We start from the raw sequence: 25,186 nt of genomic DNA, 5'->3' as shown, positions 1-25,186 counted from the left end.
TCACGCCTATTATTCTCTCACCGGCCCCGCAGTGGGGTGGACACATAAACCAAAAATTCTAAAGGAATTACACATGAAAAAAGTATTAGCTCTGGTTGTAGCCGCTGCAATGGGCCTGTCTTCAGTGGCTTTCGCTGCTGAAACTACTGCAACTCCGGCACCGTCTGCAACAGCAACTACCGCTGCTCCGGCTCATGCAACTAAGCATAAAGCACATAAAAAACCTGTGCAGAAAGCTCAGGCTGCCAAGAAACACAAAAAAGCAGCTAAAAAAGCACCAGTAGCTCAGAAAGCTCAGGCTGCTAAAAAACACGTGAAACATGCCAAGAAAGCTGCTCCGGTAGCTCAGAAAGCCCAGGCTGCTAAAAAACACGTAAAACACGCTAAGAAAGCCGCTCCGGTTGCTCAGAAAGCCCAGGCTGCTAAAAAACACGTGAAACACGCTAAGAAAGCCGCTCCGGTTGCTCAGAAAGCCCAGGCTGCTAAAAAACACGTAAAACATGCTAAGAAAGCTGCTCCGGCTGCAAAAGCAACGCCAGCAGCATAAGACGTAACGAAGAAGTCTTTGTGAGCATCACTGCCCACTCTTATCAAGACTGTTAAGTTAACACCCGGTTCGCCGGGTGTTTTTTTCTCCGGTTTTTATCCTGAGGTACTGACAGATGATACTGCGCCGCTACCAGTTTGAAATCACCCTGTCATCGTTGATCCTTTGTGGTCTGGTCGCCCTCTCCTTTTACTTCTGAATGCTTTTTATTTCTGAATGCCTGAGTCATCCCGGTGATATCCCCTCCCGACATTCTTTATTTACCTGACATCCCTTCTTTATTTCTCTGAAACCATAAAATCTCTCTGAAACCAGAAAGCAAAAAACCGCCTTTCGGCGGCTTTGTTATTTACGACTGATTTGATCAGTAAAGCAGGCGTGCGCGGATGGTGCCCGGAATGGCTTTCATCAGTTGCAGCGCAGTCGTCAGCGTATTGATATCCGTTTCTGCATCAATCACCACATAACCAATTTCAGGGCTGGTTTGCAGGTACTGTGCAGCAATATTGATACCTTGTTCCGCGAAAATCTGGTTGATGCTGGTCAGCACGCCAGGACGATTTTCGTGGATATGCAGCAGACGGCTGGCTTTTTCGGTATGTGCCGGCAGAGAGGCTTCAGGGAAATTAACCGCTGACAGCGTTGAACCGTTGTCAGAGTACTTCGCCAGTTTGCCTGCGACTTCCAGACCGATACCTTCCTGCGCTTCCATCGTCGAACCGCCGATGTGTGGCGTCAGCAGTACGTTGTCGAATTCACACAGCGGAGAATTGAACGGGTCGCTATTCGTCGCCGGTTCTTCCGGGAAGACGTCAATAGCCGCACCGGAGAGATGTTTGTTGCGCAGCGCGTTGCACAGCGCTGGAATGTCGATCACCGTTCCGCGTGAGGCATTGATCAGCAGTGCGCCCGGCTTCATCTGCGCCAGCTGCACTTCAGAAATCATGTCTTTGGTACCGGCTGTTTCCGGTACATGCAGCGTGACGACGTCGCTGGTATTAAGCAATTCTTCCAGTGAGGCAATCGGCTGCGCATTGCCCAGAGGCAGTTTGCTTTCGATGTCATAATAGAAAACGCGCATCCCCAGGCTTTCCGCCAGAATCCCCAGTTGTGTACCAATGTGGCCATAACCGATGATACCCAGACGTTTACCGCGCGCTTCGAACGAACCGACAGCCAGTTTGTTCCAGATGCCGCGGTGCGCTTTGGCATTGGCTTCAGGAATACCACGCATCATCAGCAGCATTTCGCCCAGCACCATTTCGGCAACCGAGCGGGTATTCGAGAACGGTGCGTTGAAGACCGGAATACCACGACGGGTCGCCGCTTTCAGGTCAACCTGATTGGTCCCGATACAGAAACACCCAACAGCCACCAGTTTTTCGGCTGCCTGGAACACTTCTTCAGTCAGCTGAGTACGCGATCGGAGTCCAACAAAGTGCGCATCACGGATCGATTCTTTCAGCGACTCCGTATCTAAAGCACCTTTGTGAAATTCAATATTGGTGTAACCCGCGGCACGGAGTGTATCAACCGCACTTTGGTGGACGCCTTCCACTAACAAAAATTTAATCTTGTCTTTCTCAAGTGATACTTTTGCCATTTCCCGACCCTATATTTTTCTGGCTGAAATCGAACTGCTAGGTGACTGCTCACAGTCAACATAACAAAAAATCCGCCATCATCAATACAAACGATTGCCTGACAGGCAGCAGAAGGCTCACCTCGTCAGAGGGTTTTCAGCATTTCATGCTGGTTAGATTTTACGGAGCCAGACGTTCAGGAGGAGAATGTGAGGAATGTGACATAAGTCACCAAATTAAGGCTTTTGAAGAAAAGATGATTCAGCCAGAAAATTATCATCTTCATAACATTGCGTTATGACAGGAGTGTGTCTGGCTGCTTTTCTCTGAGCAGCCAGATCTTCTGCTTATCGCTGGCTTATTTCAGCTTAACAGTTTTAACGCCTTCAGAAGTACCGACCAGCGCCACGTCAGCGCCACGGTTAGCAAACAGGCCTACGGTCACAACACCGGCGATCCCGTTGATCTTATTTTCCAGCGCGATGGCATCCAGAATGCTCAGGTTATGCACGTCCAGGATCACGTTGCCGTTGTCGGTCAGGACATTCTGACGGTATTCCGGCAGACCGCCGAGCTTCACCAGTTCGCGCGCAACATAAGAGCGGGCCATGGGGATCACTTCCACCGGCAGCGGGAATTTACCCAGCACATCAACCTGCTTGGAAGCATCCACAATACAGATGAATTTTTTGGCAATCGCCGCAATGATTTTTTCGCGGGTCAGCGCTGCGCCGCCACCTTTGATCATCTGCATTGCGCCATTGATTTCATCAGCACCATCAACATACACATCCAGAGAGTCCACTTCATTGCTGTCGAAAACGTGGATGCCTAAGCTTTTTAATTTTGCGGTGGAGGCGTCGGAGCTGGAAACAGCGCCTTCAATCTGGCCTTTGATGGAACCCAGTGCGTCAATGAAATGTGCGGCGGTGGATCCGGTGCCGACACCGACAATGGTGCCCGGCGTAACGTAATCCAGTGCGGCCCAGCCAACTGCTTTTTTCAATTCTTCCTGCGTCATAATGGCTTCTCTGTCTGATAACACGAAAGTGGCGTGAATGCTTCGATGGAACGAATAGTGCCGGTGATTATAAAGCATGTGCCGACAATTTGGATAAACATCGCCGCAGCCAGATCACACTTATTAAGTGCAATTACGCTTTAAACACAACGATTTTCCTCACCACAAATCCTGACAATCTGTGGCATAGTGTTCGGATAAAATTAAATCTAAGGGACAGAATTCCGATGAAACGCCCGGACTATAGAACGCTGCAGGCACTGGACGCGGTGATCCGCGAGCGCGGTTTTGAGCGCGCCGCACAGAAGCTTTGCATCACTCAATCGGCGGTCTCTCAGCGCATTAAACAACTGGAAAATTTGTTCGGCCAGCCTTTGCTGGTGCGTACCGTGCCGCCCCGTCCGACCGAGCAAGGCCAGAAATTACTGGCTTTACTGCATCAGGTGGAATTGCTGGAAGAAGAGTGGCTGGGAAGTGACAGCAACAATGAAAGCAATGATACGCCGCTGCTGCTGTCTCTGGCGGTCAACGCCGACAGTCTGGCAACCTGGCTGTTACCGGCGCTGAAATCGGTGCTGGTCGATTCGCCTATCCGTCTTAATTTACAGGTCGAAGATGAAACCCGTACTCAGGAACGTCTGCGTCGCGGTGAAGTGGTCGGTGCGGTGAGTATTCAGCCACAGCCGCTGCCGAGCTGTCTGGTGGATCAGCTGGGTGCGCTGGACTATCTGTTCGTCGGATCCAAACCGTTTGCTGACCGTTATTTCCCGAACGGCGTCACCCGCTCCGCTTTGCTGAAAGCGCCTGCAGTGGCTTTCGACCATCTGGACGATATGCATCAGGCCTTCCTTCAACAGAACTTCGACTTGTCGCCGGGCAGCGTGCCGTGCCACATCGTTAACTCGTCGGAAGCCTTTGTGCAACTGGCCCGTCAGGGCACCACCTGCTGTATGATCCCGCATCTGCAAATCGAAAAAGAACTGGAAAGCGGCGAGCTGATCGACCTGACACCGGGTCTGTTCCAGCGCCGTATGCTTTACTGGCACCGTTTTGCGCCGGAAAGCCGCATGATGCGTAAAGTCACTGACGCGCTGATCGCCCACGGTCATCAGGTGTTGCGTCAGGATTAAACTCCCTGATATGAAAAAAAACCCGCCGGAGCGGGTTTTTTCATTATGGGGATAATATTAATAACTACCTAAATATTCCCACTGATCATTTGACGTGCCATTAGTCGGGAAGTACCAATAAGTTGGCGTTTTCAGCATGAAGTAATCCTGAGTTCCCTTATTCGGGTTTTTATATAAATCGCCGACCGTATTATTGGTGGCATTACTTTGCCATTTTTTGAATTGGGTCTTGCCATACCATGATAATAACTGCTGTTCCAGACCCGCTTGCGAGAGCTGCTGCATTGCTACGAGCGTTTTTTCGTCACCAATATAATACCAGTCCTCATTGGATTGCTTATCGGTTGGGAAATAATGCCCTGAATTATGGGTACGCTGAAGGAAATACTCCTTATCTTTATTATAAGGATTCTGATAGACGAAAATCTCCCGATCCTTCGTGGTGCTATTCCTCTGAGACCAGCTCAAAATAGCTGAGCGAGAGAAATATTTCTTCAGCAAATCCTCTGTTGAAAGTTTTTTATTGGTATGTGCAAATAACGGCGAAACGTCATTATGAACGTATTGCGTCGCTGAACCAATATATCCCCAAACTTCGGTAGACTGCTGGTTAGTCGGGAAATACCAGTAATTATTTTGCTTGAGAACAAAGTAGTCGCGGGTTTTCGTATGCGGGTTTTCATAGAGATATAAATCTCCCGGCACACCACTGTCTTTACCTTTTGAGCTCCAGATTTTAATGTCGCTTTTGCCGTAAGAGGTGCGAACATCCTTTTCGAAGGCTTCAACGGTGGCATAGCTGTGAGGTTTCAGTTGAGCATTGTTTTCAAACAACAACGTCTGTTCCAACACCTGAGTGAAGCCATCTGCTTTCCCGATGACGACAGCGGGTGCAGGCTCAATAGTCGCAGGTTCGATAGTACGCTGATCCAGTAATTCGCCCCCCATACTGTCATAACTTTTAGCGCCAGTTTGCGCCATGAAAAGCTCTTTCAATGTCTTTTCATTGGTCAGGTATTGCCAGTCACCATTACTTTGAGTGCCGGAAGGATAATACCAGTAACCAGCATGTTTCAGTTTAAAGTAACGACCATCGACGTCGCGGTAAACATCTCCTGCAACGCCATTTTTATCTGCACTCCAGTTCTTAATTTTAGTCACACCGAAGTATTCATTTCTCCAGGGTTCATAGAGCGCATTGATATCTTCTTGCGGACAGTTAACTGAAACGGATACCGGGTTGCTGGCGGTTTCAACATTGAAATGGAATTTATTCATCCGCGAGGCGTTATGTCTTGAACCTGCCAGCGGGTAACGTTGTTTGTGGCTATCAGCAAATGTCACTTCCGCCCAGCACTGGCCGCCTTTAACATCCTGAGGTTGATAAACATAACCATAGCTGCCGGTCATTGGAGGATAAATATAACCTTTTACGTCTTTTGCCGGGTCATAATAGCCAACCAACGTGGTCACAGGCACGCCAAATTTCACCGGCTTACTGCGGGAAGAATCATTGCGTTCAACCATTTCTTTCTTACCTTCATTCCAGATTAGATAACCTGATGATGAAGCCTCAGAAATGATACCAGTCTTTTCCATTCCTGACTGAATACGTTTTTGAGAATATCCGGTGTACAGGGTATAAGCAGAATACGGTGAACTGGCTACCCCACCCGCCATCGCATCATTGTTGAAGCGATAGATACCTGCAAATGGCGGTGTGGTATACCCTTGAGAAACCACATTCCCATTTTTATTCCAGAAAAAGTTGGCGATAAAACGGTTGTTAAAGCTGTCCCAGCCCCAGCCAGAATTTTGGTTATGTGTCGACCACATGCCACCGCCAGGATAATGACCTAAACCGTAAGCATGCCCCAGTTCATGGCTTAATTCATTGCCCGTTGTCTGGGTCAATGTGGCCATACCGTTACCGCCGCTCATCCCATGCTGAACTACGCCATTCTTGTAAAAACCACAGGCATTATGAACAGCATAAATATTAAACCACGCAGGCTGCCATTGTGTTGAACCCGCAGAGTCATTAATGCCAAAGTTAGCATTATCAATACCCATAGAAATCAGGTTCTTGGCAATGTCCTCACGCATATCTCCGCTATACACATCTCCGGTAGTATCGCTTTGATAGTCATAAACCTTACCGCTTGACAGCACTACCTTGGTCAGATGAAGCGGAGAGTAATTACCAACAATCATGCGTGACACGGGGATTTTCTGGAAATAATCTGCTGCTAATTTGCTGTTGCCTTCCAGTTCATTGAGCTTCGCCGGTTCAGTCAACATTCCCAGACGAATATTCTGGATCATCACTTCATTTTCTGCGCCCACATCAATCTCAGTGAGCTGACCGTTCAGACCATTTTCATCCGAAATTGAAATAATCATACCGGGTTCGATCAAATCCCACGGAAGCTTCACACTGTATGCATTATCAGAATACACAACATCGGGATGAGTGCTATCAGCGGAATTTGCCTTATCGCTGGCAGGCAATGCTGAAGGAGGAGAAAGGGTAAACGGACCATGGCTGACGCCGTTCTTATCCGTAAGCTGTATCGTGTATTTCGTTCCCTTATTGTCTGAATGTGGGATAAACATAAATAACGTATCACGCAAACTGACCAGGCGAGGCATTTCCTTCACACTGTTATTGGAAGGATCAATGGTATGGGTTTGAGCAAACTTCACCTGTCCTTTGAGTGCTCCGGACAAGCTATTGATAGAATCGTCTTGCTGATGAAAAACTAACGGTGCAACGCTGGCACAAACAGAAAAACTGGCCATGCTTATAGCGATAGCCAGAAGAGTTTTATTAAATTTCATATTCAGTCCATTGGGGAAAAAGAATGTAGATTTAATATCATTATTAAATCCGCATTATTCTCCCCTGACAGACCAACTTTCCATACTAAATATTAATTTAAGAAAACTAACATAACTGTGAAGGCCATTATTAAACAATTCATTTTAAAAACAGATGAATTGCTTAATAACAAGGCTGCATACTCATTTTTAAATAATAAAAAACCCGCCGGAGCGGGTTTTTTCAGGATTACGGCATCAGGCTTACTGAGCGGGTGCCTGTGGCTGCAATTCGAACACCACATCGACCTGATCGTCGAAGTGAATGCTTTGCTGCTCATAGGTTTGCGCAACATCGCTCTGCCCTGCGGCTTCGGCGGTTTTATACATACGCGCCACCGGCATCGGCTGATAATTAGCCACATGATAACGAATGCTGTATACCGGCCCCAGTTTGGTATGGAAGCCTTCGGCCAGTGATTTAGCCTGTTGCGTGGCGTTTTCGATGGCTTTCTGACGCGCTTCATCACGGAACTTATCCGGATTAGCCACACCCAGTTCAACCGCACGCACTTCATTCAAACCTGATTTCAGTGCGCCATCCAGCAATTCGTTCAGTTTATCCAGCTGACGTAACGTCACCTGCACCTGACGCACCGCACGGTAGCCTTTCAGCTGCGAGGTGCCGTCTTTCAGGTAGTTGTATTCCGGCTGAGTACGCAAGTTCGCCGCATTGATATCTTTTTTCTCAATGCCGTTTTTTTGCAGGAACGCATAATATGCCGCTACACGTTCATCAGCTTGTTTCTTGGCGCTGGCTGAATCATTCGCCGACACGCTGACTTCAATCGCCAGCGTCGCGATATCCGGCGTTGCATCAACGCTCGCCGTGCCTGACGTCACCACATGCGGCCCGGCTGGTAATTCCGCCGCCTGCAACGCCAAAGGTAATGTCCCTAATCCCAACATCGCCGCTACAGCTAATGCTTTCAGTTTCACAGTGCCTCCATTAATCATCAAAGATCTGGCAATAGATAGGTCAAAACAATCTGCGAAACCGTAGCATAATCCATTACAACTGGAACTAAGATTAGTGACAAAATTTAAAATACTCCGCTCTGACGTGCCAGTTGTACGGCAATGCCCCACATAATCACACCGACGATAAAGTTGATGACCCGCTGCACTTTGCCGGTATTGAGCCACGGCGCAAGCATCGCGGCGAGAATGGCCAGTCCGAAGAACCATATCACCGATGCACTGACCGCGCCGAGCGCAAACCACGAACGCTCATCAGGATTCAGGCTGCCGCCCAGACTGCCGAGTACCACGAAAGTATCCAGATAAACATGCGGATTCAGCCAGGTGACCGCCAGCATGCTGACGACAATTTTCCAGCGGCTTTGCTTCGCCACTTCGGCCTTCGCCAGTTCAGGATCCTTGCTGAATGCCGTGCGAAACGCGCCCCAGCCATACCAAAGTAAAAACGCCACTCCGCCCCAGCTCACCAGCATCAGTAATGTCGGAGATTGACTCAGCAGCGCGCTGCCGCCAAAGATGCCGCCGCAAATCAGCGCGATGTCGCTCAGCGCGCACAATCCGGCGATCATCAGGTGATACTGTCGGCGAATACCCTGATTCATCACAAACGCATTCTGCGGGCCAATCGGTAAAATCATTGCGGCGCTCATCGCCAGTCCTTGCAGGAAAATAGCCAGCACGGGAACTCCTTCAGAGAGTTGATAACAAAGGGTTGATAACAAAGATTGCGCGCAGTGTAAGGGCTTTGCTGGCATAAGAGGAAATGGATATTTCTAATCGGTCATTAGACTATCTTATAGAAGCAGACCGTTGATCTGAGGCACAAAAAAGGCGCCCGGAGGCGCCTGCGAAAATCTGAATCCGGGAAGAATTTATTATTCGAACGAGCGACGTTCTTCCTGCTGACCCGCTGCCGCATTCGCGACCTGATAAAGGTGAACATCCATCTGCGGATAAGCAATATTGATGTTGTTTTTATCCAGTGCACGTTTGAACGACTCCAGCAGATCCCATTTCACGTTCTGCGCATCGCCGTTGCTGGTCCATGCGTACACGATGAAATTCAGGGTAGACGCTGCCATTTCGTTCAGTCGCACCACGACGTCTTTATCTTTCAAAACGCGCGGGTCGGCGGTGACGATCTCGGTCAGAAGTTGCTTGACCAGATCGATGTCGGAGTCATAACCCACGCCAATGGTCAGATCGATACGGCTGGTCGGTTCGCGGGAGTTGTTGATGATGTTACCGGCGATGATTTTACCGTTCGGCACCACAATGATTTTGTTGTCCGGCGTACGCAGGGTGGTAGAGAAAATCTGTACCTGTGTGACAGTACCCGCCACACCACCGAGGTCAACATATTCACCGGCGCGGAACGGACGGAAGATCACCAGCAAAACGCCTGCCGCAAAGTTAGACAGTGACCCCTGCAATGCCAGACCGACGGCCAGACCGGCGGCACCGATAACCGCAATCACAGAGGTGGTTTGCACGCCGATTCGTCCCAGTACCGCAATCAGCGTGAACGCAATAATCGCGTAACGCACCATAGCTGAAAGGAAATCGGAAACCGTGATATCAATGCCACGAACTTTTAAGACCCGGCTGACCGCACCGGAAACGACACGGGCGATAATCATACCGACAATCAGAATGAAAATAGCGGCCACTATATTCACAGCGTAATGAAGCAGTAACGCCTGGTTTCTTACCAACCAGTTGCCAGCATTATTAATGCTGCCTACAACGTTCAAATCATCCATTTAAAGTACCCCAAAATTACACCCTGACGGGCTGCAAGAAACCAAAGCTGCCCGACGATGCGGGCAGCAAGTGTGCATTAAGGTTAACTAACAATGCGATGAAGTGCCAATCCTGCGGGAAAGACTTCAGATAAATTAGGAATTTGCATGGCTGTTTTTCAGCGGTTCCGGCGTTTTGAAGGCCTGCAATGGCCCGCGACCACTCAGCGTGAAGACTGAGATTATCGTGAAGGTCAGCGCCACTAAGCCCAGGATCAGATACGTTCCGTGGAAACCGATGCGGTCATACATGTTACCGGCAAAAACAGACATAAACATGATCGCCACCTGCTTGAAGAAGCAGAATGTCACCAGATAAATCGTCGCTGAAAAACGCACTTCAAACACCGACGTGATGTATTTGAAACAGCCCACAATCAGGAAAGGGATTTCAAACATATGCAGCGTTTTCAGTACCACCACTTCCAGCGGTGAAGAAGCAAATGAGGAGCCGATGATACGCACCGACATAATCATCCCGGCCAGCAGCAGTGCATTTTTGCCACCGATGCGGTTCACAATCAGCGGTGCGAAGAACATGATGCAGGCGTTAAGCAGTTCGCCCATGGTGGTCACGTAACCAAAGACCCGCGTACCTTCCGAAGATGACGAGAAGAACGAGGTAAAGAAGTTAGCAAACTGCTGGTCGAACACGTCGTACGTGCAGGAAACACCAATCACGTAAAGCGCCAGGAACCACAGTTTTTTGTCTTTCAGCAGTTCGAGCGCCAGCCTGAGATTGAACGGCTTAGTGTTCGCGCCCAGTTCGTTGGCCACGCGTGCGCTGGAGGTGACTTCCGGTTTGGCGATCAGCAACAGAATCGCGAGGATCACTGCACAGCCGGAACCCAGCCAGAATACGAATTCATTGTTGATGGTAAACATGATGCCGACGACTGACGCGCACAGCGCCCAGCCGACACAACCGAACATACGCGCACGGCCAAATTCAAAGCTGCTGCGGCGGCTGACTTTCTCAATGTAGGCTTCAATGGCAGGCGCACCGGCGTTGTAAATCAGGCCGAGATAAATCCCGCCGACCACGGATCCGAGATAAATGTTTATCTTCAGCAACGGACCAAAAACATAAATAAAGAACGGTGCGAACAGGACCAGCATGCCGGTGATGATCCACAGCAGATGTTTTTTAAGCCCCAGTTTATCGGCCAGTAAACCAAAAACCGGCTGGAACATCAGCGAGAATAACGAGATGCTGGCAAAGATAATGCCGGTGTCGCTTTTACTGATGTGATTGATGTCATGCAACCAGATCGGGAAGAACGGGAAGTAGGCGCCCATGATGAAGAAGTAGAAAAAGAAGAACAGCCCGAACATCCAAAAGTTAGTATTTTTCAGGTAATACATAAGCAGTTTCCTTATGTCTGAATGTCGCGCCGCCGGATAAACCCGGCGGCGCAGGCTGTCAGGCACGTTTCCAGGTGAACGAATAATGGTACTGACCGGCAGTCAGCAGGAAGTCCGGACTGACGCTCGGGCTCCACGAATCATCGCCGCCGACGCCCATATGGAACCCGTCGATGTTCAGCCAGGTACCCTGTTCTTCGCGCAATAAGTGACGATGACTGGTGTCCATCAGCTGTTGCAGGCTAAAGCGGCTCAGGCCAAAGTGGAAATTACCGCGCAACGTCCATCCGGCGTAATCCAGCTCACGGGTCTCACCGCGCAGGCCGTTTTCGGTCGGGAAAACGTACGGCGTATAGAGATCAGCCAGCGGCAACGTCCATCGCCCGTGTTGCGCGGCCAGACGGCGATCCGGGTAATTTTCGTGTGGCCCCAGCCCCAGCCAGCTCACTTTTTCTGCTGTGTCTGCCAGCTGACAGGTCAGGCCAATGCGTCCCGGTGAAGGCACGTTTGATGCCACACACACATCGGCACTGATATGCAACTCGCCCTGATTATCAATGCGGAAAATCTTGCGGCTCAGCAGACGGGTTTCCTCACCCGCCATAAACGCGTGCGTGGTAATAATCACCACGCCGTCCTGCAACTGATCGGCGGAGATAGTCAGCAGGCGCGATTCCAGCTGATACATGCCGGCCGCTTTCCAGCGCTCCACCCAGGCATTCGGATCGATACGCGTGACTTCACTGACCCCGATATCGTTATCCACCGGCGCACGGACAAACTGATCGCGCAGCGGACTAAGCAGGCGCGGCGTTTTGCCATCGAACCACTGTTCCAGCTGTCCGGTTTGCTGACTGAACTGCCAGCGTTGCGCACCATGCACCACAGAAATAAGGTCACCCTGCTGATCCAGAACCGGCGCAGCAGCGGAGATTTTCTCCGGCACCGGCAGGCTCAGCGGCTGCGGCAGTTGCCATTGATCCCAGGCGCTGCGATGTCCCGCCTGGGACCACGCGGTTGCCTGCGGCTGGTGTATCGCGACGTTCAGCCACAAATCGCCTTCTGCCTGCGGGATATCGCCCAGCGCCAACGTTTGTTTGCCGTTCGGCGCGATATTCAGCACTGCTTCGCCCTGCGAAATGACTTCACCGTCACGTTCGATACGCCAGACTAATTGCTCGTTATCGCTGTGACGGAACAGGTATTCACTGTGAATTTCCAGCGTCAGCGGCGAGGTGCCGGTGAGCGAGAACTGGAAAAATTGCTGGGCGCGCTGCGCTTCGAACAAGGACGGATGCGGCGTGCGGTCGGCAAATACCAGACCATTCATGCAGAACTGGCGATCGTTTGGTGTATCACCAAAATCGCCGCCATACGCCATATAACGCTCGCCGTTTTCGCCGGTGCGCAGCAGGCTTTGATCGACCCAGTCCCAGACGAAACCGCCCTGCAGACGCGGGAACTGGCGGAAGGCTTTCCAGTATTTATCGAAACCACCGAAGCTGTTACCCATTGCATGGGCGTATTCGCAGAGGATCAGCGGTCGGGTTTCATCCGGCATGCTGATCCATTTTTTAATCGACCATTTTGGTACCGCCGGGAACGGCTGGTCCTGCTCAACGCGGGAATACATCGGGCAGATGATGTCGGTTGCTGCGCTGTTGGCACCGCCGCCTTCGTACTGCACCGGACGGGTCGGATCGACAGATTTTATCCAGCGGTATAGTGCGTCGTGGTTTGCGCCATGCCCGGACTCGTTACCCAGTGACCAGATGATGATGCACGGATGATTACGGTCGCGCTGAACCATGCGTGTCACGCGTTCGCTGAAGGCGTTGAACCACACCGGATCGTCCGACAGACGGTTCATCGGCTGCATGCCGTGGGTTTCGATATTGGCTTCGTCCACGACGTACAGACCGTATTCGTCACACAGCTTGTACCACAGCGGATGGTTCGGATAATGCGAGCAGCGCACGGCGTTAAAGTTGTGCTGTTTCATCAGCACAATGTCACGGCGCATAGTGGCTTCATCCATCACCTGACCATTTTCAGGATGATGTTCGTGGCGGTTGGTGCCGCGGATCAGCACCGGCTGACCGTTCACTTTCAGCAACCCGTTGCTGATTTCCACCTGACGGAAACCGACGTCACAGGCTTCGGCTTCGATAAGCTGACCTTCCGGAGAAATCAGGGAAACTACGGCACGATACAGCGCCGGTTGTTCCGCACTCCATAACGCAGGCTGACTGACCGGCAGACGCAACGTGGTGCGATCATATGCCGTTCCGCGTTCGTCGATAATTTCGCTGCCCAGCGGTTGCTGATGTTCTGTGACCGGTTTATCGCCCTGCCACAACTCGACGCGCACCTGATAATCAGCGGCATTTTCCTGCGGTACGGCGGCGCTGACTTGTACTTCCAGTTCGGCCTGCGTGAAGCCGTGGAACAGATGCGTACGCACCTGGAAGTCGGTGATTTGTTCCGCCGGTTTATGCAGCAACGTGACATCGCGGAAAATCCCGCTCATGCGCCACATATCCTGATCTTCGAGATAACTGCCATCGCTCCAGCGCAGCACCATCACCGCCAGACGGTTTTCCCCCGCGTGCAGCACCTGACTGAGATCGAATTCCGCCGGTAAACGGCTGTCCTGCGAATAGCCGATCCACTGGCCGTTACACCACAAATAGAACGCTGAATTGACGCCGTTAAACACGATGCGCGTCTGTCCGTTGCTCAGCCAGTCTTTATCCACAGAAACTGTGAGCGAGTAACAACCGGTAGGATTTTCTTCGGGTACAAACGGCGGATTGACAGGGATCGGATACTGTACGTTGGTATAAATCGGCGCATCATAACCTGCCAGCTGCCAGTTGGATGGCACCTGTACGGGATCTGCATCGGCCAGATCCTGCTGCAGCCATTGCTCCGGCACCGCCTCAGGACGGGTAAAATAGCTGAACGCCCACTGGCCGTTCAGGCTGCGTACTTTTTCTGATGGCTGATTTTCTCTGGCTTCCTGAGCATTACGCCAGCTGCTGAACGGCGGATGCGCAGGTAATCTGTTGCACTGCGTCGAGGCAGGTTTTTCCCAGTCACGGCGGGCCAGAACAGTGGCCAGCGACGATAACTTATCTTCCGCTGATGGATTCATAATATCTCCCCGGTAAATTGTTATGCGCTCACAATAATATAAACATGCGTAACCGGAGAGAGTAAGTAAAGCGCAAGGATGCGGGAAAGGGACGCGGATCACAAAATCCGCGTCATGGGCATTTAATAGAGTTGCGAATTAAAAGAAGATTACAGCGCGCTAAGCTGACGGGCGATACGGATCAGTTCCTGCGACAACGCTTCCTGTGAGACGTTTTCTGCGCCAGGCCTGGCGGTGGTGTGACGCTCGACCAGAGAAGTCGGCAGCAACAGCGAGTCGCTGTGGTGATCACCATTTTTGTGCAGATGATCCACCAGCCGGTTCACACTCTCGTGACCAAGCAGCCGGAAATCCTGTTTGATGGTAGTCAGCGGCGGGAAGAAAAAGGCGCTATCTTCGGTATCGTCATAGCCAATTACCGAGATTTGTTCCGGCACCCGCAGTCCAAACTCATGCACGGCGCGCAAAACACCGAGCGCCATCTGGTCATTGGCGACCAGAATCGCCGTCGGGCGCACCGGCTGATTGAGCAGTAATAACGCCTGCTGATAACCCGACGCCGCGCTCCAGTCGCCGTGCTGAACCACACAGGGCGAAATATCCCGCGTCGCGAGCGTATTCAGCCAGCCTTCATAACGTAAGCGCGCAGAGATAGATTCCAGCGGGCCGGTGAGCACCGCGATTTGCTGATGTCCAAGCGCCAGCAAATGCTCCACGCCCTGCTCCGCGCCGCAGTGCGGATCGAACAGAATTTTGAAGACGTCAGCTTCTGGATCCACATCCAGAAACAACGCCGGTAGATTGCCACAAAGCCGGGCGATCGCAGCCGCATCGTCATTCGACAGTGGCACGTTGATCAGCACGCCGTCTACCCGCTGCGACATCAGTTCGTTCACCGCCGTGCGGCAGGCAGCCAGACTCAGGTTATCAGTCATCGAAATCACGACGTTAAAGCCTAACTGGTTAGCCCGGGTTTTCATCGCCGATGCGATTTGAGACGGGGCATGCAGCGCCAGTTCGGTGGTCGCCAGTCCGAGGGTAAAGCTTTGTTTGCCCGCCAGTTGCTGGGCAACACGGTTCGGGACGTAATTCAGCGCAGCCATCGCCTGTTCGACTTTATTACGCGTTCTTACCGACACGTGCGCAGCCTGATTGAGTACACGCGAAACGGTCTGATAGGACACACCCGCGTGGCGCGCGACATCATCAAGGGTCACAGATTTTGGCTTCATGGCTTTCTACCTTCAGACTTCATGTTATGGACAGCTTAAATCGCCTTCTTCGCAGTGCAGAATGTCATTAATTTCTTTGGTACGCTGCTCGGTTTTCTGTTGCAGACAGCCGGAATAGATCATCGGCTGAACAGAGCCCCCGTCAACGCCGGAAGACATAAACGCGCAGTCGTTATCACGAAATGCAATCCAGCTGCGCTGGGCTGCTTTGAATTTGGTTTGCTGCTCCGGCGAAAGCTGCGCCATTTTTTGTTTGTAAGCCTGATTTAACAACGCATCGCTGCGTTTGAAATCCTGTCCGGCACAAATGTTCATATCCATCTGGGTCGTGGCATTTTTACAATCAATTTCAGCAGCTTGAACAAAGGACGTCAGGGCAAATAACGCGAACAATGCGATACGCATAATTTTCTCCGCCAGTGGCATTTGCGTTAACAGGAGTGACATTGTGAAGATAAAACGGGCAATAAATAAGGGGCCGAAGCCCCTTTGACGATTATCCTCACATTCCGGTGGTCAAGCACCGGAAGCGTAAGAATTACAGTACGTCGATTGCGTTCAGTTCTTTGAATGCCAGTTCCAGGCGAGTCACCATGGAAGACTGAGCAGCACGCAGCCATACACGCGGGTCATAGAATTTCTTGTTAGGTTTGTCCGCGCCTTCCGGGTTACCCAACTGACCTTGCAGGTAAGCTTCGTTTTTCTTGTAGAACTGCAGGATACCGTCCCAGTTAGCCCACTGGGTATCGGTGTCGATGTTCATTTTGATAACACCGTAACCTACAGATTCTTTGATTTCTGCTGCAGTAGAACCGGAACCGCCGTGGAATACGAAGTTCAGGCTGTTGTGTGGCAGGTTGTGTTTCTTGCACACGTATTCCTGAGAATCACGCAGGATCGTTGGAGTCAGTTTAACGTTACCTGGTTTGTAAACACCGTGTACGTTACCGAATGACGCAGCGATAGTGAAACGCGGGCTGATAGCATTCAGTTTTTCGTATGCGTAATCAACGTCTTGTGGCTGAGTGTACAGTGCAGATGCGTCCATATGGCTGTTGTCCACGCCATCTTCTTCACCGCCGGTGCAACCCAGTTCGATTTCCAGAGTCATGTCGATTTTTGCCATGCGAGCTAAGTACTTGCTGCAAATTTCGATGTTTTCTTCCAGTGATTCTTCAGACAGGTCGATCATGTGTGAAGAGAACAGTGGTTTACCGGTTTTCGCGTAGTGAGCTTCACCCGCGTCCAGCAGACCGTCGATCCATGGCAGCAGTTTTTTCGCGCAATGGTCGGTGTGCAGAATCACTGGCACGCCGTAATGTTCTGCCATCTGGTGTACGTGGTGTGCGCCAGAGATTGCACCCAGGATTGCCGCGCCTTGTGGCACGTCAGTTTTCAGGCCTTTACCTGCGATGAACGCAGCGCCGCCGTTAGAGAACTGAACGATAACCGGTGAACGGACTTTAGCAGCAGCTTCGAGAACGGCGTTGATAGAGTCGGTGCCTACACAGTTTACCGCTGGCAGAGCAAATTTGTTTTCTTTAGCAATAGCGAAAACTTTCTGTACATCATCACCAGTGATAACGCCTGGTTTTACGAAATCAAAAATTTTAGACATAGTTCTTTGTCCTGTATTCGTCGGCCGTAGATGGATTGAATCGGTTTGCTATGTCGCGCGAGTTCCACTGTGCAGCCCCTCGCGCGGCAAAGAAGAACAGGAAGCCGCTGGCTCCCTGTTCAGGGTTCATTACTTCTTAGCACGCTCTTCCAGCATCACAACCGCTGGCAGTGCTTTCCCTTCAACGAATTCCAGGAATGCGCCACCGCCAGTGGAGATATAGGAAATTTTGTCAGCGATACCGAACAGGTCGATAGCTGCCAGAGTGTCGCCGCCGCCTGCGATAGAGAATGCTTCGCTGTCAGCAATAGCCTGCGCCACAATCTCGGTCCCTTTACGGAAGTTAGGGAACTCGAACACGCCTACAGGACCATTCCACAGAATGGTTTTAGCGTTTTTAATGATCTCAGCCAGGCGATTTGCAGACTCGTCGCCCATGTCGAGAATTTGTTCGTCATCTTTGATGTCTTTAACAGACTTCACAGTGGCGGTCGCTGTTTCGGAGAACTCAGTCGCCACGCGAACATCTGTAGGAACAGGAATGTCGCAGGTTTCCAGCAATTTGCTTGCGGTACCGACCAGATCTGCTTCGTACAGGGATTTACCGACGTTGTTGCCTTGAGCAGCGACGAAGGTGTTCGCGATACCACCACCAACGATCAGCTGGTCAGCGATTTTGGACAGGGAATCCAGAACGGTCAGTTTGGTAGAAACTTTAGAACCGCCAACGATAGCTACCATCGGACGCGCCGGGTTACCCAGCGCTTTACCCAGTGCTTCCAGTTCTGCAGACAGCAGAGGACCTGCACAGGCGATTGGCGCAAATTTGCCCACGCCGTGAGTAGAAGCTTGCGCGCGGTGCGCAGTACCGAATGCGTCCATCACATAGATGTCACACAGAGCAGCATATTTTTTGGACAGTGCTTCGTCGTCTTTCTTTTCGCCTTTGTTGAAGCGAACGTTTTCCAGAACAACCAGCTCACCTTCTGCAACTTCAACGCCATCAAGGTAATCTTTCGCCAGACGTACCGGGGATTTCAGATGTTCTTTCAGGTAGTTCACAACCGGCAGCAGAGAAAACTCTTCGTTATATTCGCCTTCAGTCGGACGACCCAGATGCGAGGTAACCATCACGCGTGCGCCTTGTTTCAGGGCAATTTCGATGGTTGGCAAAGAAGCGCGGATACGTGCATCTGAAGTTACTTTGCCATCTTTAACTGGCACGTTCAGATCGGCACGGATCAGTACGCGTTTACCCGCTAAATCCAGATCGCTCATCTTAATAACAGACATGGTGAATCCTCTCGTTGATTCTCTTTAAAGTTGCTTGAAGGCAATTTCGGCCAGAAGGCCGGAACAGCCGTACTAGAAACCGCTAGCGGACATTGCCAATGTTGTATCCAACATTCGGTTGGCAAAACCCCACTCGTTATCGCACCAGACAAGTGTCTTAATCAGGTGCTGTCCACTTACCCGCGTCTGCGTTCCATCTACGATGGCGCTGTGGGGATCATGGTTAAAATCTGTCGAGACTAATGGTAGTTCGGTATAGTCAACTATACCACGAAAAGCACCTGTTGCGGCCTTTTGCAGCAGCTGGTTCACCTCGTCTACCGTCACAGAACCCTCGACAAATACGCTCAGATCAATGGCTGTGACATTGATTGTCGGCACACGCACCGAGATCGCTTCAAAGCGATCGCAGAATTTAGGCATGATGCGCGTGATCCCTGCGGCCAATTTGGTATCGACCGGAATGATAGACTGGCTGGCAGCGCGCGTACGGCGTAAATCCGCGTGGTACGCGTCGATGACCGGCTGGTCATTCATCGAAGAATGGATGGTCGTTACCGTGCCCGACTCAATGCCGAACGCATCATCGAGCAGCTTGATCACAGGGATAATACAGTTGGTGGTACAGGACGCATTGGACACAATGCGGTGCTGGCGTTCGAGCAAATCGTGGTTTACACCGTAAACCACCGTGGCGTCGAGATCATGACCACCGGGATGCGCGAACAGAATTTTTTTGGCGCCGGCCGCAAGCTGGGCTTCTCCGTCTTCACGACTGCCGTAAACACCGGTGCAATCGAGTACGACGTCGATACTCAGTTCGCCCCAGGGCAACTGGCTGGCATCAGGCTGGTGAAGTAAACGGATGGAGTCATCGCCGACGTAAAGGTTTTCACCTTCCTGGCGAACATCCCAGGCGAAGCGCCCGTGGCTGGAGTCGTATTTGAGCAGATGTGCCATGCCTTCAGGGCTGGCGATTTCATTGATGGCAATGACAGAGATTTCCGCCCGACGCCCGGATTCGTATAACGCGCGCAATACGCTACGGCCAATGCGACCAAAGCCATTAATTGCAATACGTATTGGCATACATCTCCCTGTTACACGGTTGTTACTCAATTTCAGTAACACCTATAGTAATGCAGCGTGCGTTTACGGTGAATCACCATCGTCATCTGTCAGCACAATGCGTGCGGCAGAAAAATTTCAGTTTCCGGCACGATAACAACCTGGTGACGATGTTAAGCTCAAATAGCCAGACTGAAACGGTTCAGCTGAGAATAAACCAAACAATGAATAAAAGGAATAATTCGTCAGTCGCAGAGGCATTAATCGCGCCGAACGCTTAAAAAAACATCAGCCAATTCCGTGTATTCACAGTGATTTTACTTTTTCATCACCTTTTCGACAGTGATTATTCTCAAAAACCGATGGTTTGAAACAGCATCAGAATGCAGGGAGTTTAGCTGAGTCCGCACCGGAAGGGTTTGACCTGCGTCATTTCGCGCGAAACTGAGAACCTGCGCATAAAATTGCAGGCCAAAAAAAAGCACCCGAAGGTGCTTTTAAGAAGCTTTTAAGAAAGCGGAATTACTTCAGTAACGCCTGTGCCTGAGCAACAACGTTATCAACAGTGAAACCGAATTCTTTGAACAGCAGATCTGCCGGAGCAGATTCGCCGAAGCTATGCATACCGACGATAGCGCCGTTCAGGCCAACATATTTGAACCAGTAATCCGCGATACCCGCTTCAACAGCAACACGGGCAGTCACGGCTTTCGGCAACACAGATTCACGGTAAGCCGCATCCTGTTTGTCGAAGGCATCAGTTGAAGGCATGGAAACCACACGCACTTTGGTGCCCGCAGCCGCCAGTTTATCAGCCGCTTCTACGGTGATACCGACTTCAGAACCGGTCGCAATCAGGATCACTTCTGGTGTGCCGTCACAATCTTTCAGCACATAACCACCGCGCGCCACGTTTGCCAGTTGCTCAGCAGTACGTGGTTGCTGGGTCAGGTTCTGACGGGAGAAGATCAGGGTAACCGGGCCGTCGTTACGCTCAATCGCGTATTTCCATGCCACAGCGGATTCAACCTGATCCGCAGGACGCCAGGTGCTCATGTTTGGCGTAACGCGCAGGCTGGCGATTTGCTCAACCGGCTGGTGCGTCGGGCCGTCTTCACCCAGACCGATGGAGTCATGGGTGTACACGAACACGTTGCGGATTTTCATCAGTGCAGCCATACGCACGGCGTTACGTGCATATTCGACGAACATCAGGAAGGTCGCAGAGTACGGCAGGAAACCACCGTGCAGCGCGATACCGTTGGTGATTGCGGTCATACCGAATTCACGCACACCGTAATGGATATAGTTACCCGCCTGATCGTCACCGACAGACTTAGAACCGGACCACATAGTCAGGTTACTTGGTGCCAGGTCAGCAGAGCCGCCCAGGAATTCAGGCAACACTTTACCGAAAGCTTCCAGCGCATTCTGGGATGCTTTACGGCTGGCGATGTTCGCAGGGTTCGCCTGCAGCTGTTCGATGAATTTCTGTGCTTCGGTTTCCCAGTTCTCTGGCAGCTCGCCGTTCACACGACGTTTGAACTCTTTTGCCAGTTCAGGATGCGCTTTAGCGTAAGCATCAAACTTGTCGTTCCATGCAGCTTCTTTCGCTTTACCGGCTTCTTTAGCATCCCACTGAGCATAGATATCTTGCGGGATTTCAAACGCTGCGTATTTCCAGCCCAGTGCTTCGCGGGTTGCAGCCACTTCAGCAGCACCCAACGCAGCGCCGTGTACATCGTGAGTACCGGCTTTGTTCGGTGAACCGAAACCAATTACGGTTTTGCACATCAGCAGGGATGGCTTGTCAGTCACTTTGTGGGCTTCTTCGATAGCCGCTTTGATGGCGTCAGGATTGTGGCCATCAACACCGCGGACTACGTGCCAGCCGTAAGCTTCGAAACGTTTAGCCGTATCATCGGTGAACCAGCCTTCTACGTGGCCATCGATGGAGATACCGTTGTCATCATAAAACGCGGTCAGTTTGCCGAGTTTCATGGTACCAGCCAGAGAACACACTTCGTGAGAAATGCCTTCCATCATGCAGCCGTCACCCAGGAATGCATAAGTGTGGTGATCGACGATGTCATGGCCTGGTTTGTTGAACTGTGCAGCCAGAGTACGTTCTGCGATAGCAAAACCGACGGCGTTGGCGATACCCTGCCCCAGCGGGCCGGTAGTGGTTTCTACGCCTGGAGTGTAGCCGTATTCCGGGTGACCCGGAGTTTTAGAATGCAGCTGACGGAAGTTTGCCAGTTCGCTCATTGGCAGATCATAACCCGTGAGGTGCAGCAGGCTATAAATCAGCATGGAACCATGACCGTTGGACAGCACGAAGCGGTCGCGGTCAGCCCAGTGCGGGTTTGTCGGGTTATGGTTCAGGTAATCGCGCCACAGCACTTCGGCAATATCTGCCATGCCCATAGGGGCACCAGGGTGGCCGGAATTCGCTTTCTGCACGGCATCCATACTAAGTGCGCGAATAGCGTTCGCAAGCTCTTTACGAGAGGACATGTTCTACTCCAGGTCGGATTAAAAAAGCAGTCAAGAAAGTCATTTTCTCAGACTCGGCATTAAAACGGCAATCTCTAATCACTCTCGTGATTAAGTTCACAAAATCCGCTTTTAAATCAGTGCGTTTTTTCGGACTTACACTATAGATCGGGTGCTGCTAAAAACCTACCTTAACGCTATCCTGACAGTCGGGGTCTTTTTGTGACTGCTTTTCAACCTTTGCTTATCTTCTCTGGGAATCTGAACTGATGAAATTTCGTCCTGTTATGTTGAGTCTTTTTGCCGCGTCGCTGGTCAGTGGCTGTGCAACCGTCAATACCGATACTTTAATGCAGTCCGGCGCGCAGGCTTATCAGGCGTATACGCTGAGCGATGCCGACGTCAAAACACTGAGCGTTCAGTCTTGCGAAGAGATGGACAAAAAAGCCCAGATAGCGCCTGACGACAGTGAATACGCGCAGCGCCTGAAAAAAATCTCGGCGGCGTTGGGCGACAACATCAACGGTACTCCCGCCAACTACAAGGTGTATCTGACCAAAGACGTCAACGCATGGGCGATGGCCAACGGCTGTATCCGCGTTTACAGCGGTCTGATGGATATGATGAACGACAATGAAGTGGAAGGCGTGCTCGGCCACGAAATGGGGCACGTCGCGCTGGGCCATACCCGCAAAGCGATGCAGGTGGCGTACAGCGCTACCGCGGCGCGCTCGGCGATTTCGTCACTCGGCGGTGTCAGCGCCACGCTGTCGCAATCGCAACTGGCGGATCTGGGCGAGAAATATGTGAATGCGCAGTTCTCGCAGAAACAGGAATCAGAAGCGGACGATTACTCGTTTGATTTGCTGAAAAAACGCGGTATCGATCCGACCGGTCTGGCAACCAGTTTTGAAAAACTGGCAAAACTGGATCAGGGAAGCAGCATCGGCTGGTTTGACGATCATCCTTCTTCAGAAGCGCGTGCGAAACATATTCGCGAGCGTATTGCTGCCGGGAAGTAATCCGTCAATTAAGAGATGCATCGAAAGGCGCATCTCTTTTATTTTCAGCTAATGACTTCAGTTAATGATTGAAATCTTGACAGGAATGACGGTGGATATCGCTTGCGCTAATCCACCCGTCTAAACTGGCATTTAAGGAATATTAAACGTTACCGTTGCCATCGCCTTGAAATCACCCGAGCCACTGGGTTTTGTGTCATTAATCATGGTCGGATAGGCGGTTATTTGCGCCGTGGCCTTATTACCAGATACTGTTGTGGGATAGATCACCGCTCCTGTCGCATTAATTGCGTTATTACTATTTTGCGGACTTTTTAGCTGTACGCCAAGATTATTGATGGTATTACCACTCCCCGCAGCGACTGCTTTCAGGATACCATTGCTGGCTTCTGATGAAGTACTTGTTGGTGCCGCATTGATTGACCATTTGACGGAGTCACTGCCGTAAGTGCCTGGGATGTCGTTATCACAACTAAATTCTATATTGGTGGTCTTCGCCGTATAACCGTTTGGCAGTGCGCCTTTTGTCGTAAATTTGCCAGCACTTAACGCGCCTAAAGGAACCTCGACAGCCAGCCCACCATTGGTGCTCACTCTGCATGCGTTGTTAAACGTCAATGACCCCGTCAGCACAATCTGAAGATAGGGTGTCATGGTGCCATCCCCAGGATAACTATATTGATAATCAGGAAGTAAACTATAAGTAATATTCATATCTGCCAGTCGGTAACTATTAAACACCACCGTTTTGGTTGGTTTTTTAGGGAAATAAAAATAGAGTGTACCGTTACTTGGGTTTTCAGCCGGTCTTACGGGTATACTTATACTCATCTCATCATCACCACAATCCCCCCCAGCAACGCTCCTTGAATTATTTACAAGCTTAATTTCACCCTCAGAATTTATAGCGCACACCCATTGTGAATAATCCTGTTCGACGAAAGGGGCTGTATACCACGTATTGGACCTTCTTTTATAATCATAGACCACCTGTTTCCAGGCAACATAAATATCATTATCGGCAACATTCATCATTTTATAATATGTCATCCCGTCATAGGATATACTATTATTTATATTAACGTTCGATGGCCAAAAAGTATTTTTATACCATAAGGGGCCATAAGTTGTTCTGACCGCACCTGGATCAGGGACCTTATTGCTATATATAAAATAGTCTGCCCCCCCCGTCGCCCAGTTCGCATTGACTTCAGCATTAACCACCTTGCTCCCTACCGAAACCGCACTACCGAATGCTGACATATTGACGGTAACCTTATGCATCGCAATAGAGTTGGGTGTTAATGTCGGTGCGGCGATAGCGTGCCCGCAAAATAAAAAAACAAACAGTAAGATTAATTTCATGATTTATTACCATTAATTATAAATTGCTTCTGCAAACAGCAAAACACTGACAGGGCCGGCTGCGACGGTATTATCGGTCTGCATATAACGGATATAAAAGGCTCTTTCCGAGACTAAGTCTGTGTCATCTGTTACCAGGTAACGCACATCTCTTGCATGCCCCTGCGCATCAAGGACATTACTGTTATCACGCGCATCAAAGACTGCAAGGCCAATTCCGGTCGGTGAGTCAGCTAATTGATTGGAAAAACCACCGGGAGCCACCATATCCGTTAATGCCTGAGTTTTAAAACTCAGTAACAATTGCGCCTGCTGAGAATAAGGCAACTGACAATCACGCACAGTTAATGAAATAGGTTTCTGATAAGCGGAAAGATCGCCAATTTTTTTAAAACCAGCCCCTCCCACGCCATCAAGGGTAACAATATCTTCCATAAAATGAACGTTACAGGTTGCTGACTTTAAATTACCGGAAAAATTGACCTCAATACCAGTACTTTCTGTCTTTACGGGTTCAGCCTGAGCCCATAGTATTTCAGAAAAAACAATAACCAACCCCACAAGCACTCTGTAAGTAAAAGAGAGTTTTGTTTTCTTAATAAAGAATACTTCCATTTTAAAACTCT

At 50.6% G+C, this 25,186-nt stretch carries 20 protein-coding genes; 4 read left to right on the top strand and 16 right to left on the bottom strand.

The window, feature by feature from the left end:
• The first annotated feature begins 73 nt into the window (after positions 1–73).
• Both asr and ydgU read left to right on the top strand, forming a co-directional pair.
• Complete coding sequence (asr, locus tag J1778_RS08120; protein ID WP_217172739.1) at positions 74–547, top strand: acid resistance repetitive basic protein Asr; 474 nt, start codon at positions 74–76, stop codon at positions 545–547.
• 115 nt (positions 548–662) lie between these two features.
• The gene (ydgU, locus tag J1778_RS24940) at positions 663–746 is read left to right on the top strand and encodes a small membrane protein YdgU (RefSeq protein ID WP_476655307.1); all 84 of its coding nucleotides are present in this window, start codon (positions 663–665) and stop codon (positions 744–746) included.
• A gap of 165 nt (positions 747–911) precedes the next feature.
• Here the strand turns inward: ydgU and serA are convergent, their stop codons facing one another.
• Complete coding sequence (gene serA, locus J1778_RS08115) at positions 912–2,150, bottom strand: phosphoglycerate dehydrogenase (RefSeq protein ID WP_217172738.1); 1,239 nt, start codon at positions 2,148–2,150, stop codon at positions 912–914.
• 338 nt (positions 2,151–2,488) lie between these two features.
• Complete coding sequence (rpiA, locus tag J1778_RS08110; protein WP_217172737.1) at positions 2,489–3,151, bottom strand: ribose-5-phosphate isomerase RpiA; 663 nt, start codon at positions 3,149–3,151, stop codon at positions 2,489–2,491.
• 227 nt (positions 3,152–3,378) lie between these two features.
• Between rpiA and J1778_RS08105 the strand changes: the two genes are divergently transcribed.
• Positions 3,379–4,281 carry a LysR family transcriptional regulator ArgP gene (locus J1778_RS08105; RefSeq protein WP_013576793.1) on the top strand — a complete coding sequence of 301 codons (903 nt, stop codon included), beginning with the start codon at positions 3,379–3,381 and terminating at the stop codon, positions 4,279–4,281.
• Between the two features lie 57 nt (positions 4,282–4,338).
• Here the strand turns inward: J1778_RS08105 and J1778_RS08100 are convergent, their stop codons facing one another.
• From J1778_RS08100 to tkt, 12 genes are all read right to left on the bottom strand, one after another.
• Positions 4,339–7,122, bottom strand: coding sequence for a M66 family metalloprotease (locus J1778_RS08100; RefSeq protein WP_217172736.1), 2,784 nt, complete (start codon positions 7,120–7,122; stop codon positions 4,339–4,341).
• Between the two features lie 243 nt (positions 7,123–7,365).
• A complete protein-coding gene (locus J1778_RS08095; protein WP_217172735.1) occupies positions 7,366–8,100 on the bottom strand; it encodes an oxidative stress defense protein in 735 nt (244 codons plus the stop codon).
• A 104-nt stretch (positions 8,101–8,204) separates the two neighbouring features.
• A complete protein-coding gene (gene argO / locus J1778_RS08090) occupies positions 8,205–8,822 on the bottom strand; it encodes an arginine exporter ArgO (RefSeq protein WP_217172734.1) in 618 nt (205 codons plus the stop codon).
• A 195-nt stretch (positions 8,823–9,017) separates the two neighbouring features.
• Positions 9,018–9,905 carry a small-conductance mechanosensitive channel MscS gene (gene mscS, locus J1778_RS08085; protein WP_217172733.1) on the bottom strand — a complete coding sequence of 296 codons (888 nt, stop codon included), beginning with the start codon at positions 9,903–9,905 and terminating at the stop codon, positions 9,018–9,020.
• Positions 9,906–10,040: 135 nt separating this feature from the next.
• Positions 10,041–11,309: an MFS transporter gene (locus tag J1778_RS08080; RefSeq protein ID WP_217172732.1), complete on the bottom strand. Its 1,269-nt coding sequence runs from the start codon at positions 11,307–11,309 to the stop codon at positions 10,041–10,043.
• A gap of 58 nt (positions 11,310–11,367) precedes the next feature.
• Positions 11,368–14,466 (bottom strand): beta-galactosidase, encoded by a 3,099-nt coding sequence (locus J1778_RS08075; RefSeq protein WP_217172731.1) that lies wholly within the window; start codon positions 14,464–14,466, stop codon positions 11,368–11,370.
• Between the two features lie 149 nt (positions 14,467–14,615).
• Positions 14,616–15,698 carry a LacI family DNA-binding transcriptional regulator gene (locus J1778_RS08070; protein WP_217172730.1) on the bottom strand — a complete coding sequence of 361 codons (1,083 nt, stop codon included), beginning with the start codon at positions 15,696–15,698 and terminating at the stop codon, positions 14,616–14,618.
• 24 nt (positions 15,699–15,722) lie between these two features.
• Positions 15,723–16,103: a lysozyme inhibitor LprI family protein gene (locus J1778_RS08065; protein ID WP_217172729.1), complete on the bottom strand. Its 381-nt coding sequence runs from the start codon at positions 16,101–16,103 to the stop codon at positions 15,723–15,725.
• Between the two features lie 133 nt (positions 16,104–16,236).
• Positions 16,237–17,316: a class II fructose-bisphosphate aldolase gene (gene fbaA, locus J1778_RS08060; protein WP_165059161.1), complete on the bottom strand. Its 1,080-nt coding sequence runs from the start codon at positions 17,314–17,316 to the stop codon at positions 16,237–16,239.
• 129 nt (positions 17,317–17,445) lie between these two features.
• Entirely contained in the window at positions 17,446–18,609 is a 1,164-nt protein-coding gene (gene pgk, locus J1778_RS08055; RefSeq protein ID WP_217172728.1) for a phosphoglycerate kinase, read from the bottom strand.
• A 72-nt stretch (positions 18,610–18,681) separates the two neighbouring features.
• The gene (gene epd, locus J1778_RS08050) at positions 18,682–19,698 is read right to left on the bottom strand and encodes an erythrose-4-phosphate dehydrogenase (protein ID WP_112288986.1); all 1,017 of its coding nucleotides are present in this window, start codon (positions 19,696–19,698) and stop codon (positions 18,682–18,684) included.
• 501 nt (positions 19,699–20,199) lie between these two features.
• Positions 20,200–22,194: a transketolase gene (gene tkt / locus J1778_RS08045; protein WP_217172727.1), complete on the bottom strand. Its 1,995-nt coding sequence runs from the start codon at positions 22,192–22,194 to the stop codon at positions 20,200–20,202.
• A 248-nt stretch (positions 22,195–22,442) separates the two neighbouring features.
• Between tkt and loiP the strand changes: the two genes are divergently transcribed.
• On the top strand, positions 22,443–23,195 hold the full coding sequence (loiP, locus tag J1778_RS08040) for a metalloprotease LoiP (protein WP_113878237.1): 753 nt from the start codon (positions 22,443–22,445) through the stop codon (positions 23,193–23,195).
• Between the two features lie 132 nt (positions 23,196–23,327).
• Here loiP and J1778_RS08035 read toward each other — a convergent pair whose 3' ends face one another.
• Together J1778_RS08035 and J1778_RS08030 are read right to left on the bottom strand one after the other, a co-directional pair.
• Positions 23,328–24,560 (bottom strand): fimbrial protein, encoded by a 1,233-nt coding sequence (locus J1778_RS08035; protein WP_217172726.1) that lies wholly within the window; start codon positions 24,558–24,560, stop codon positions 23,328–23,330.
• A gap of 12 nt (positions 24,561–24,572) precedes the next feature.
• Positions 24,573–25,175, bottom strand: coding sequence for a fimbrial protein (locus J1778_RS08030; protein WP_217172725.1), 603 nt, complete (start codon positions 25,173–25,175; stop codon positions 24,573–24,575).
• Between the last annotated feature and the right edge of the window lie 11 nt (positions 25,176–25,186).

Source organism: Rahnella bonaserana (assembly GCF_019049675.1).
In the GTDB taxonomy this organism is placed as follows: Bacteria; Pseudomonadota; Gammaproteobacteria; order Enterobacterales; family Enterobacteriaceae; genus Rahnella; species Rahnella bonaserana.
The sequence above is the reverse complement of the archived record's forward strand: the minus strand, read 5'-3'. Positions and strand labels throughout refer to the sequence as shown.

Bases quoted from the DNA above. Each gene is read 5' to 3' on its own strand.
- asr (WP_217172739.1), top strand. From the start codon at position 74: ATGAAAAAAGTATTAGCTCTGGTTGTAGCCGCTGCAATGGGCCTGTCT.
- ydgU (WP_476655307.1), top strand. From the start codon at position 663: ATGATACTGCGCCGCTACCAGTTTGAAATCACCCTGTCATCGTTGATC.
- serA (WP_217172738.1), bottom strand. From the start codon at position 2,150: ATGGCAAAAGTATCACTTGAGAAAGACAAGATTAAATTTTTGTTAGTG.
- rpiA (WP_217172737.1), bottom strand. From the start codon at position 3,151: ATGACGCAGGAAGAATTGAAAAAAGCAGTTGGCTGGGCCGCACTGGAT.
- J1778_RS08105 (WP_013576793.1), top strand. From the start codon at position 3,379: ATGAAACGCCCGGACTATAGAACGCTGCAGGCACTGGACGCGGTGATC.
- J1778_RS08100 (WP_217172736.1), bottom strand. From the start codon at position 7,122: ATGAAATTTAATAAAACTCTTCTGGCTATCGCTATAAGCATGGCCAGT.
- mscS (WP_217172733.1), bottom strand. From the start codon at position 9,905: ATGGATGATTTGAACGTTGTAGGCAGCATTAATAATGCTGGCAACTGG.
- J1778_RS08080 (WP_217172732.1), bottom strand. From the start codon at position 11,309: ATGTATTACCTGAAAAATACTAACTTTTGGATGTTCGGGCTGTTCTTC.
- J1778_RS08075 (WP_217172731.1), bottom strand. From the start codon at position 14,466: ATGAATCCATCAGCGGAAGATAAGTTATCGTCGCTGGCCACTGTTCTG.
- J1778_RS08070 (WP_217172730.1), bottom strand. From the start codon at position 15,698: ATGAAGCCAAAATCTGTGACCCTTGATGATGTCGCGCGCCACGCGGGT.
- J1778_RS08065 (WP_217172729.1), bottom strand. From the start codon at position 16,103: ATGCGTATCGCATTGTTCGCGTTATTTGCCCTGACGTCCTTTGTTCAA.
- fbaA (WP_165059161.1), bottom strand. From the start codon at position 17,316: ATGTCTAAAATTTTTGATTTCGTAAAACCAGGCGTTATCACTGGTGAT.
- pgk (WP_217172728.1), bottom strand. From the start codon at position 18,609: ATGTCTGTTATTAAGATGAGCGATCTGGATTTAGCGGGTAAACGCGTA.
- epd (WP_112288986.1), bottom strand. From the start codon at position 19,698: ATGCCAATACGTATTGCAATTAATGGCTTTGGTCGCATTGGCCGTAGC.
- tkt (WP_217172727.1), bottom strand. From the start codon at position 22,194: ATGTCCTCTCGTAAAGAGCTTGCGAACGCTATTCGCGCACTTAGTATG.
- loiP (WP_113878237.1), top strand. From the start codon at position 22,443: ATGAAATTTCGTCCTGTTATGTTGAGTCTTTTTGCCGCGTCGCTGGTC.
- J1778_RS08035 (WP_217172726.1), bottom strand. From the start codon at position 24,560: ATGAAATTAATCTTACTGTTTGTTTTTTTATTTTGCGGGCACGCTATC.
- J1778_RS08030 (WP_217172725.1), bottom strand. From the start codon at position 25,175: ATGGAAGTATTCTTTATTAAGAAAACAAAACTCTCTTTTACTTACAGA.